General features: G+C 55.7%; 11 protein-coding genes. 4 read left to right on the forward strand and 7 right to left on the reverse strand.

Annotated features, from left to right (window positions below; genetic code table 11):
* The first annotated feature begins 146 nt into the window (after positions 1-146).
* On the forward strand, positions 147-1172 hold the full coding sequence (pyrB, locus tag KUC_RS05520; protein ID WP_007112146.1) for an aspartate carbamoyltransferase: 1026 nt from the start codon (positions 147-149) through the stop codon (positions 1170-1172).
* Between the two features lie 38 nt (positions 1173-1210).
* On the opposite strand, the gene ruvX is transcribed toward pyrB, so the two are convergent.
* The 7 genes from ruvX to KUC_RS05555 all read right to left on the reverse strand — a co-directional run bounded on the left by ruvX (position 1211) and on the right by KUC_RS05555 (position 5922).
* Entirely contained in the window at positions 1211-1666 is a 456-nt protein-coding gene (gene ruvX, locus KUC_RS05525) for a Holliday junction resolvase RuvX (protein ID WP_007112147.1), read from the reverse strand.
* Positions 1666-2223, reverse strand: a complete 558-nt coding sequence (locus KUC_RS05530; RefSeq protein WP_007112148.1) for a YqgE/AlgH family protein — start codon at positions 2221-2223, stop codon at positions 1666-1668. Before KUC_RS05530 ends, ruvX begins: the two co-directional genes overlap by 1 nt.
* Before the next feature lie 72 nt (positions 2224-2295).
* Entirely contained in the window at positions 2296-3252 is a 957-nt protein-coding gene (gene gshB, locus KUC_RS05535) for a glutathione synthase (protein ID WP_007112149.1), read from the reverse strand.
* Positions 3253-3329: 77 nt separating this feature from the next.
* Entirely contained in the window at positions 3330-4022 is a 693-nt protein-coding gene (locus KUC_RS05540) for a CvfB family protein (protein WP_007112150.1), read from the reverse strand.
* 153 nt (positions 4023-4175) lie between these two features.
* Positions 4176-4952 (reverse strand): 16S rRNA (uracil(1498)-N(3))-methyltransferase, encoded by a 777-nt coding sequence (locus KUC_RS05545; protein ID WP_007112151.1) that lies wholly within the window; start codon positions 4950-4952, stop codon positions 4176-4178.
* A 3-nt stretch (positions 4953-4955) separates the two neighbouring features.
* Positions 4956-5456 carry a protein-export chaperone SecB gene (gene secB, locus KUC_RS05550; protein ID WP_007112152.1) on the reverse strand — a complete coding sequence of 167 codons (501 nt, stop codon included), beginning with the start codon at positions 5454-5456 and terminating at the stop codon, positions 4956-4958.
* A gap of 43 nt (positions 5457-5499) precedes the next feature.
* The gene (locus tag KUC_RS05555) at positions 5500-5922 is read right to left on the reverse strand and encodes a rhodanese-like domain-containing protein (protein WP_040479615.1); all 423 of its coding nucleotides are present in this window, start codon (positions 5920-5922) and stop codon (positions 5500-5502) included.
* Between the two features lie 365 nt (positions 5923-6287).
* Between KUC_RS05555 and gpmI the strand changes: the two genes are divergently transcribed.
* From gpmI to KUC_RS05570, 3 genes are all read left to right on the forward strand, one after another.
* Positions 6288-7853: a 2,3-bisphosphoglycerate-independent phosphoglycerate mutase gene (gpmI, locus tag KUC_RS05560; RefSeq protein ID WP_040479618.1), complete on the forward strand. Its 1566-nt coding sequence runs from the start codon at positions 6288-6290 to the stop codon at positions 7851-7853.
* A 5-nt stretch (positions 7854-7858) separates the two neighbouring features.
* Positions 7859-8995, forward strand: coding sequence for a murein hydrolase activator EnvC family protein (locus tag KUC_RS05565; protein WP_007112155.1), 1137 nt, complete (start codon positions 7859-7861; stop codon positions 8993-8995).
* A 128-nt stretch (positions 8996-9123) separates the two neighbouring features.
* The gene (locus tag KUC_RS05570) at positions 9124-10440 is read left to right on the forward strand and encodes a S41 family peptidase (RefSeq protein WP_007112156.1); all 1317 of its coding nucleotides are present in this window, start codon (positions 9124-9126) and stop codon (positions 10438-10440) included.
* Positions 10441-10495: the final 55 nt, after the last annotated feature.

Here is a 10495-nt window from a genome sequence, read left to right on the forward strand (position 1 = left end):
ACCTGTTGTGAAATAACTTTCAAAATGAGTGGAGAAAAGCTGCTATCTATCTTCTATTAGTCGTTTAAACCCCTTCGGCACTACCCGCATTGGCGGTTACACTAGCACTAGCTACCACCCTTTCAACCACTTTGCCGAGACCCGCTATGAGCCATCACCTGCTAACCGTCGACTCTTTAAACCGCGACAACGTTGACCACTTATTGCGTGTCGCTGCACGCATGGAGCCGATTGCTCAGCGACGCCAAGTGACACGTGTATTGCAAGGGGCGGTACTAGGCAATCTGTTTTTTGAAGCCAGCACACGAACACGGGTAAGTTTCAACGCTGCTTTTTGCCGTTTAGGGGGCAGTGTATGTGACACCACTGGTTTTACCTTTTCTTCCATGGCGAAGGGAGAATCACTATACGACACAAGCCGTGTGATGAGTGGCTACTGCGATGCCATTGTAATGCGTCACCCCGACCAGGGCTCGGTGGCTGAGTTTGCCGCAGCGACGAATGTGCCGGTGATTAATGGCGGTGACGGCCCAGGGGAGCACCCCAGCCAAGCGCTACTTGATCTTTATACCATTGATAAGGAGTTTCAGCGTCTGGGCAAATCGCTTAGCGGTGCACATATTCTGCTCACCGGCGATTTGAAGTATGGCCGTACCGTGCATTCACTGATTAAGCTCTTATCACTCTATGACCCACTGCGCATTACGCTGGTATCACCGCATGGACTTGAGATGCCTTCCAAACTGATTGACTTAGTCGCATCGCGCGGTCACCGCATTGAGCAGCGCGACTCACTGGCCAGCGACTTTGCAGATTTAGATGTGGTGTACACCACGCGCATTCAAAAAGAGCGCTTTACCGACGAGATGAATGAGAGCTTTCAGGGACTCTCTGACGATTTTATGGTCAATCGTGATTTTCTCGACCACCGCTGCAGCCAAAGCACGATTGTGATGCACCCGCTGCCCAGGGATAGTCGCCCAGGCGCCAATGATTTGAACGTAGACCTTAATGGCGACCCGCGCTTGGCGATTTTCCGCCAAACCGATAACGGTATTCCCATGCGAATGGCGATTTTTGCGACGCTGCTAAACGTCGATAAACTGATCGAGCAAGATCTACGCCCTGTTCGCTGGTACGTACCAACCCAAACAGGCACGCTGGATCAGTAAAGCTCAAGAGTTTAAGGGCTGGCATTTTAAGATAGCGGTTATAGCGAAAGACGCCCGCCAGGCAGGCCTTCCTGGTGGGCAAACCAGCCCTCAAGAATAAGAATAGCCGCAATGCCATCGACACTATCCTGACGGTAATTGCCTTTATGACCTGCCTCGCGAGCGATCATTTTCGCCTCCCGCGTGGTACCGCGCTCGTCGACCATTTCACATGGCTTGCCAAAACGGCCATGCAGACGATTACCAAATTTGCGCGCGCGAGTGCTCATATCTGACTCGCTACCATCCATATTCAGTGGTAACCCCACCACTAACAGATCCGGCTGCCACTCGTTAAGTAGCCGTGACACGACACTCCAATCGGGGATCCCATCCCGCGCAGTCAGCGGAGTGAGCTCTCGAGCGCTGCGCAGTAGCTCGTTGCCCACCGCCACACCGATACGCCGGGTGCCATAGTCAAACGCCAGGATTAACCGCTGCCCCGCCCCTGCCATCAGGCATGCCCCGCATCTCGGGTCATTAAGTTAAGGTCGACGCCTAATAAACCAGCCGCCGCGGTTAAGCGCTCAACGGGCGGGGTATTAAATAGCACGCTGCTCTGAGCTTCTACCGTTAGCCAGCTGTTCTCTTTCAGCTCTTCTTCCAGTTGCCCAACTTCCCAGCCCGCACAGCCTAAGCAAACTAAAAAGTGCTCTGGCCCCTCCCCAGCAGCAAAAGCCTGAAGAATATCCAACGAGGTGGTAAGAGCAATCCCATCTTCCACCTGGATACTCGAGTCCCACTGTTGGCTATCGCCAACATGCAGAATGAAGCCACGGTCTTTATGCATCGGCCCGCCGTAATAAACCGGCGCATTACGGTGCGGACTTGTTTCACCGCCTAATTCCAGCTGATCAAAAAGTGCCTCAAGCGTGATCTCTAACGGTCGGTTAGTAATCACCCCCATACAGCCGTTGTTATCGTGATCGCAAAGATAGATAAGACTACCGGCAAAATTAGGGTCTTCTAAATGTGGCATGGCCATTAGAAAGTGATGTTTCAAACTTTGCATGCGTCTCCCACTGCCTACTGGCATACCAGCAGGCATAGCGTAATGAGTGTAATTATAAGAGTGAAGCCTTGCTTAGGCTAAGCGGCGCTCAATGGCATCCAGCAGTAAACCGGCAATATTGGTGCCCCGCTGATCATCAATTTCACGCACGCAGGTGGGGCTGGTAACGTTGATTTCAGTAATATAGTCACCGATCACATCCAGACCGACAAACATTAAGCCTTTATCACGAATCATTGGCTGTACCTGCTGAATTAGCCAGTGATCACGCTCGGTAAGTTCGCGACTAACGCCTCGCCCACCGGCAGCTAAATTACCACGGGTCTCGCCCGCTGAGGGTATCCGCGCCAGGCCAAAGGGAACGGGCTCACCATCGATCAACAGAATGCGCGTGTCGCCATCCTTAATCTCCGGCAGGTAACGTTGGGCCATGATTTGTCGCTGGCCACGCAGCGAAAGCTGCTCAATCACCGCACCGATATTGCGACCTTCTGGGCCAATATGAAAAATACCGGTGCCCCCCATGCCATCTAGGGGCTTAAAGATCACATCGCCGTGTTCCGCATGGAAGGCGCGCAGCACATCATCACGACTGGCGACGATCGTAGGCGCGCAGCACTGGGGAAACTGCTGGGCAAACAGCTTTTCATTACACTGCAAAAGCGCTGCCGTCGGATTAACGATCAGCACGCCTTCACGCTCAGCAAAGCCCAGCAGGTGCACTGCGTTAGTAAACTCAGCATCGACCGGCGGGTCTTTGCGCATCAACACCACATCCAGCTCTACTAGCGGACGCGCGGAAGGTTCGCCTAGGTCGTACCAGTGATTTGGATCACGATGCACCTTTAGCGGCCGCATACGCGCGTAGGCTTGCCCTGCATTCAAGAAAAGATCTTCCTGCTCCATGTAGTGCAGGGTATAACCACGCTCCTGGGCAGCCCATAGCATGGCCATGGTGGTGTCTTTCTTGTAAGCGATGTCGCTGATGGGATCCATCACAACGCCGAGATGCAGATTTGATTGGCTCATCGGGGGCACTATCCAAACATGAACAATAGATGCCCAGTATGCCGCACTGCTCGCCCGGCTCCAACTGCCCCCGCTAACTACTCGCTAAGCGCGCCGGGCACTATGCGAATAGCATCGGGTTCAAGGGTGATCAACTGCTGCTTATAAAGCCGTCCAATAGCTTGTTTATACGCACTTTTACTCACCCCTAAGCGGGCTTTAACTTCATGCGCAGGGCTTTTATCGCCCAGCGCCAGATAACCACCGCTTTCCCGCAGCGCCTGCATGATCTTATCGCCCACCACATCTAAGCGAGCGGCGCCAGGCGGTAGCAGCGAGATATTCAGCCGCCCATCTTCACGACGCTGCTTAACATAGCCCTTAACGGATTGGCCTCGGCGCAATGGTTGGGTAACGTCATCCTGGTAAATAAGCCCCCAGTAGCGATGATTGACTACCACCTTCATGCCTAGATCCGTGCGATCTGCCACCACCACGGCAACTTCGTCGCCTTTTTCTAACGCCCAGGCGTCATCGGTCAGAAAGCGATCCAGCTTCATCGACGCCACTGGCCGCCCCTGGTCATCGCTATACAGCATCACCAATACACGCTTTCCAGCATCAGGACGAAAATGCTGCTCGCTAAAGGGCAGCAACACATCTTTCGGCTGCCCCCATTGCAAAAACGCGCCGATATTATTAACCGCCGTGACCGTCAGGTACGCCACTTCACCCAACTGGGCAGTCGCATCGCTAGCGGAACGCGGGGAGGAGTGAGACTCACGCACCATGGGTGTCGTCCTTCAAGAAAAATAGATAAACATTATGGTGCCTAAGAGAGATCAGGCAAAGTACGGTAGGGTGGGAGTGAAAAAATTTGCTGCCGTAATTAATAAAAGGCTCTTATCAGAAGTAAGTACTTACGCAAGCACTTTCGCAAATACTTACAAATCTCCAAAGTAGTGCTGCAGCAGTGACAGTGCCACCACAGGTGCCGTCTCTGTACGCAGCACCCGAGGGCCGAGTGTCAGCGGCGTAAAGTCAGCGCTTTGGGCAGCGGCAATATCACTATCGCTCAAGCCGCCTTCTGGGCCAATGAGCAGCGCCACCGACACCGGTCGGTCTTGACGATCAAACGCATTGCCAGTCGCTAGATGCAGCATCAGGCGCAGCGGCTCCTGGCGCTCTTCAAGCCATGTTGATAGCGGCATAGGTGCGTGCACTTGAGGCACTACCGCACGGCCGCTCTGCTCGCAGGCACTGGCAGCAACTGCCTGCCAGTGGGCCAGCTTTTTCTCTTCCCGGTCGCCTTTCAAACGCACGTCACCCCGCTCGGTATACAGCGGGGTAATCGCCGCAACGCCCAGCTCGACGGCCTTCTGAATGGCATAATCCATTCGGTCGCCTTTAGAGATGGCTTGGCCTAGATGGACGGACAGCGGCGATTCACCACTGCCCGACCATACTGCTTCGACTCGCGCTAGCGTCTGCTTGCGGCTAACTTCCGCCAAGCGCACCCCCGCCTCGAGGCCTTGGCCGTCAAATAGCACCAGCGGCGCGCCTTTACCCATGCGCAACACGCGAGTGATATGCCGCGCGGCACCGTCAGGCAATGCGACGACACTGCCTGCTACGAAAGCAGCAGGCACATAGAGACGTGGCATTTTGCCTTGCTGGGCGTACCAATCAGCAGCTGGCGATGCTTGTATGGCTTCTGACATCGCTTAGTGGGTGTTCTCTTCTGCTTGCTTGGCTTCACGCTGCTTACGCTGGGCGTACATGGCTTCGAAGTTAACCGGCGCCAGCATCAGCGGCGGGAAACCACCACGGTTGACCAGGTTATCCACGCACTCGCGGGCGTAGGGGAACAGCAGGTTAGGGCAGAAGGCACCCAGGGTTTGATCCAACTGCGCCCCTTCAATACCCGCGATACGGAACAGGCCCGCCTGCTCAACTTCAGCCAGGAAAGAGGTGGTACCGGTTTCGTTGTCGTTCACCTGGGCAGTCACCTTGACCACCACTTCATACTGGTCATCAGCAATTTTAGTGCTGGTGGTATTCAGATCCAGGTTCACCTTAGGTTTAAACGCCTGCTTGAACACCGAAGGTGAGTTGGGCGCTTCAAACGAAATATCTTTCACATAAATACGCTGCAGCGAAAATTTAAGCTGCGGTTTTTCGTCTGCCGCGGCACCCGCCTGCGGGGTGTTGTTATCTTCCGCCATGAGAAAACTCCTGATTGTTGATTAAATCTAAAGGTAGCGTTGCTTACTTTTTAACCACCGGAAGGCCATCGCCTTGCCACTGCGCCATACCGCCTCTCAACTTGTAAGCACGCTCAAAGCCTGCTTTGGCGAGCTTGGCCTGGGCAGCACCCGAACTCTGGCCGTGCTTGCATACCACGATGATCGGCTGGGCTTTCACTTTATCCAGTTCGGTCATGCGGCTATCGAGGTTGCTTTGCGGAATGTTGCGCGCCCCCGCGATATGCCCGGCTTTGAAGTCTTTGTTTTCACGGATATCCAGCACCACCGCGTCTTCGCGGTTGATAAGCTGAGTGGCCTCTGTGGCGGTCAGTGCATTAGTCGAGGCACTGCGCGTTTCATAAATAATCCACGCTATCAGCACCAGCAAAAATGCCCCAACCAGCAGGGGGTGGTTCTGTACGAATTCGAACACCTGATCGATCATCGCGAACACAATCTCTTGGTCTATGCAGAAAAAAGCGGCCTAACCGCTGCCAAAACGCGACAAGTATACACGTCAGATAGCTTCCCGCGCAGGTCAGGAGGCTGTCCGGCTTGGCCGATCGTCGCGAGAAGCACGGATTTTGAGCCAAATTTATCGATCGATTGAGGCGAATAGCGCGCTATTTAACGAAATTGATCGACTAAAGATGGCCAAAATACCGGGATTCGCAGTAGATCAGTGTTAAGCCGGACAGGCTCCTAAATCATGACGCCTGGCAGTTGCCTGCGTTATGATGCCCCAAGCGTGCGCCTGTCGCGACCCCGAATTATCGACTCGCCCGGCTTGCCAATCTTAACGAGGTTTATATGGATACTTCTCGCACCCCGCGCCCAGTGGCGCTGATTATTCTCGACGGCTACGGCCACAACCCCGATAGTGACCATAATGCCGTCGCCGCTGCCCACACGCCGACGATGGATATACTTTGGGAAAGCCGTCCTCATGCCTTCGTTCACACCGATGGCCTTAACGTGGGGCTCCCCGACGGCCAGATGGGTAACTCTGAAGTCGGGCATATGAATATTGGTGCCGGTCGTATCGTTTATCAGGATTTCACCCGCATCAGCAAGGCGATTGAAGACGGTGACCTGGATGTTAATACCAACCTTACCCAGCCGATTGACGAAGCCGTCGCCAACGGTCGCCCGGTACATTTAATTGGCCTGCTCTCCCCCGGCGGCGTGCACAGCCATGAAGAGCATTTTATTGCCATGGCCGAACTGGCCGCCCGCCGTGGCGCACAGCGTATTTTTATTCACGCTTTTCTGGATGGCCGCGATATGCCACCGCAAAGCGCCCTGGCCTCGATAGAGCGCGCCAATGCTCGCCTGGCCGAGCTGGTGGGCGCTGATAATGGCTTTGTTGCCTCGATCATTGGTCGCTTCTACGCCATGGATCGCGACAACCGCTGGGAGCGCGTTGAGCAAGCCTACCGGCTACTCACCGATGGTCACGCGGAGTACTACGCCTCTAGCGCTGAAACCGCGCTCCGTGACGCCTACCAGCGCGGTGAAACCGATGAGTTTGTGGCGGCTAGCAGCATACCGCTTGGCGAAGACCCTATCACCCTACAGAGTGGCGACGCCGCGATTTTCCTTAACTTCCGCTCTGACCGCGCCCGTGAGTTAACCCGCGCTTTTACCGAGCCGGATTTCAAAGCCTTCGAGCGGCAGGCATGTCCTAAGCTTGCGGGTAAAGGGCTGGTGATGATGACCCAGTACGCCGCTGACATTCCTGCGCCTGCTGCGTTTCCTCCGTCGGATCTTAATGACACCCTCGGGGAAGTAGTCGCCAAGCGCGGCTTGAAACAACTGCGTATTGCCGAAACCGAGAAGTACCCCCACGTCACCTTCTTCTTTTCAGGCGGCAATGAAGCCGAATATGACGGCGAAGAGCGCATCTTAGTGCCCTCACCGCGCGATGTGCGCACTTACGACGAAAAGCCCGAAATGAGCGCGTTTGAGATTACCGACAAGCTTGTCGACGCCATCGATGGCGGCAGCTTTGATCTGATCGTTTGCAACTACGCCAACGGTGACATGGTCGGCCACACCGGCGATTTCAATGCGGCTGTAAAAGCCATTGAGACCGTCGATACCTGCGTAGGTCGTGTCGTTGAAGCAATTGAGCGTGCAGGCGGCGCCTGCTTAATTACCGCCGACCACGGTAATGCCGAACAGATGGTGCATCCCGAAACAGGCGCACCGCAAACCGCTCACACCACCTTTGTGGTGCCACTTATTTACGTTGGCGAACGCATGGCCTCACTAAAAGAGGGCAAGTTATGCGACCTGGCTCCCACGCTGCTGACCATGATGGACCAGGAACAGCCCGAGGCGATGACCGGTAAGCCACTGATTCATTACAAGTAGTGCCCATGCGGCCGCATTTAGCACTGTCACTTCTGCTGGCGTTAAGTTATGCGCCAGCAGGCTTCGCTCAGCAGGATGAAGGGGCGGCGCGCCAGCAGTTGGATTCGATTGGCCAAGAGATCGAGTCTGTTGCCCAACGTCTTAGCGCCACTGGCGAGGCCCGCGATAGCGCCGAACGCGAGCTCAAGGAAGTCGAAACCAAGCTTGCCGAGACTCATCAGCGCTTAGACACGCTACAAGCTGAGCGCCGCCAGTTGAATGATGAAACTACCCAGCTACGCCAGCATCGTGACCGATTGGAGAGTGAACGCGCCGATCAGTATACAGCGCTGGGGCAGCAGCTCTCAGCGCTTTACCGCCTTGGCCCAACGCCGCAGCTTAAACTTCTTCTTAATCAGGGCGATCCTGCCGAACTTGATCGTATGCAGGCGTATATGAACCGGCTGACCGAAGCACGCAATCGCCGCTTAAATGCTATCGCCCGCCTTGAAACGGCGCTCGCCGATACCCAGAATGAGCTAAGCGAGCGACAGGCCCGCCTCGATAGGTTGGCCGATGAGTTAGAAGAGCAAAGCGCGCTGCTGGCCCAACGCACCACTGAACGGCGCGGCGTCGTTGCCAACCTAGATGACCGCTACGGCAGTGAGGAGGAGCGGCTGGCCGACCTCAATCAGAGCCGCGAAGAGGCCGAACGCGTGCTGCGCAATATTCAGGCGGAGATGGCAAGACTTGCCGAACCCACGCCCACTACGCATATTGTCAGTACTCAAGGCGACTTACCTTGGCCGGTACAGGGCTCAATCAGTAGCAATTTCCACCATCGCGACGGCGTGCACTATAACGGTATTGTGATTCAAGCCAGCGCAGGCACCCCGGTCACTGCAGTACACACTGGCCGGGTGGTATTTGCCGACTGGATGCGGGGGTTTGGTAACTTGCTGATTATCGACCACGGCGACCAAATTATGACGCTGCACGCCCACCTGCAGCAGTTCAGCGTCAGGCCTGGTCAGCAGGTCAGCCGCGGTGATGAGATTGGTCGTGTAGGTGATAGTGGTGGTCAAACCCGCGCGGCGCTCTACTTCGAAGTTCGCCGCGGCGGTGAACCAATTAATCCGCAGCGTTGGATTGCGCGGCGCTGACGGGATAAGCTGCATGACTATTGATGTCACAATGTTCGACCACACATTTTTACCTATACGTTTTTAACTAACATTTTCAACGACAGGGTGGCGCGCCACGACGCTACCTATCGCCCTGCGGAGTCTGCATGACGCTATCTGTTACCGGGGTATTAGCCCCCGCCAAGCGCTTCTTGGCTACCCTGCTGCCGATTGCCTTATTGTCGGCCCCGCTACCACTATTCGCCCAACCAGCCAGTAGTAGTGCGGCGGGTGAGCCACCTTTCGACCAGCTACCTCTGGAAGATATTCAGACCTTCGCCGAGGTGTTTGAGCGCATTAAGCGTGCCTACGTTGAGGAGGTCGATGACAGCACGCTGCTACGTAACGCTATGCGCGGCATGCTGAGTGAGCTGGACCCCCACTCCGCCTACTTGGATGAGGAGGAGTACCAAAGCCTGCGAGAGTCGACTCAGGGCGAATTTGGCGGCATCGGCATCGAAGTGGGCACAGAGAATGGTCAGCTCATGGTGATTACGCCTATCGATGACACCCCAGCTTCCCGCGCTGGGCTGCTTTCTCGCGATATTATCGTCGCCATCGACGGCACCCCCACCGACAGCATGTCCCTGCAAGAAGCGGTTACCCTAATGCGCGGCGAGCCGGACACCGAGCTGCGTATCAGCATTCTGCGTTCAGGTGAAGACTCGCCGCGGGAATTTATCCTAACCCGCGAAATTATTCGCAGTGAAAGCGTGAAACACGAGCAGCTTGAACCTGGTTACGGCTACCTGCGCGTCAGCCAGTTCCAGTCGCGCACAACGGAACAGGCCCGCGAGGCGCTTGAGCGCATGGCTCCCCCCCCGCCACTAGAAGGGTTGATACTCGATTTACGTAATAACCCCGGAGGGGTTCTGCAAGCCGCCGTCGGCATTGCCGACCTGTTTCTGGATGAAGGGCTAATTGTGTATACAGAGGGGCGCCTCTCGGATACCGCGATGTCGTTCTCTGCCTCACCCACAACGCCCGCTGGCGATGTCCCGCTGGTCGTGTTGATCAATGGTGGCAGTGCTTCAGCGGCGGAAATTGTCGCCGGTGCGCTCCAGGATCAGCGGCGCGGCGTGATTATGGGTACCGCTAGTTTTGGCAAGGGGTCAGTGCAGCAGATTATGCCGCTAGGCAATGGCGAAGGACTCAAGCTCACCACGGCGCTCTACTACACCCCCAACGGGCGCTCCATTCAGGCCCAAGGCATTGAACCCGATGTGGACGTAGTGCGCGGCCGTTTAGAAGTGGCGGAGAGCCGTCGTGAAATTCGCGAAGCCGACCTTGAGGGCCACCTAAGCGCTCAGCAGGCGCCTCGGGATCGCCAGGAAATGACCGAGCGGCTACTCAATGATTACCAACTCAGCGAGGCGCTTAATCTGCTTAAAGCACTCAACGTAGTAGACCGTCAGCGGCGTTAACGGCCGCTGGGTTTAATGGCACCTGATTTAACGACAACTTAGTGGCAGGGGGGGG

Origin of the sequence: Vreelandella boliviensis LC1 (genome assembly GCF_000236035.1) — a bacterium.
GTDB lineage: Bacteria > Pseudomonadota > Gammaproteobacteria > Pseudomonadales > Halomonadaceae > Vreelandella > Vreelandella boliviensis.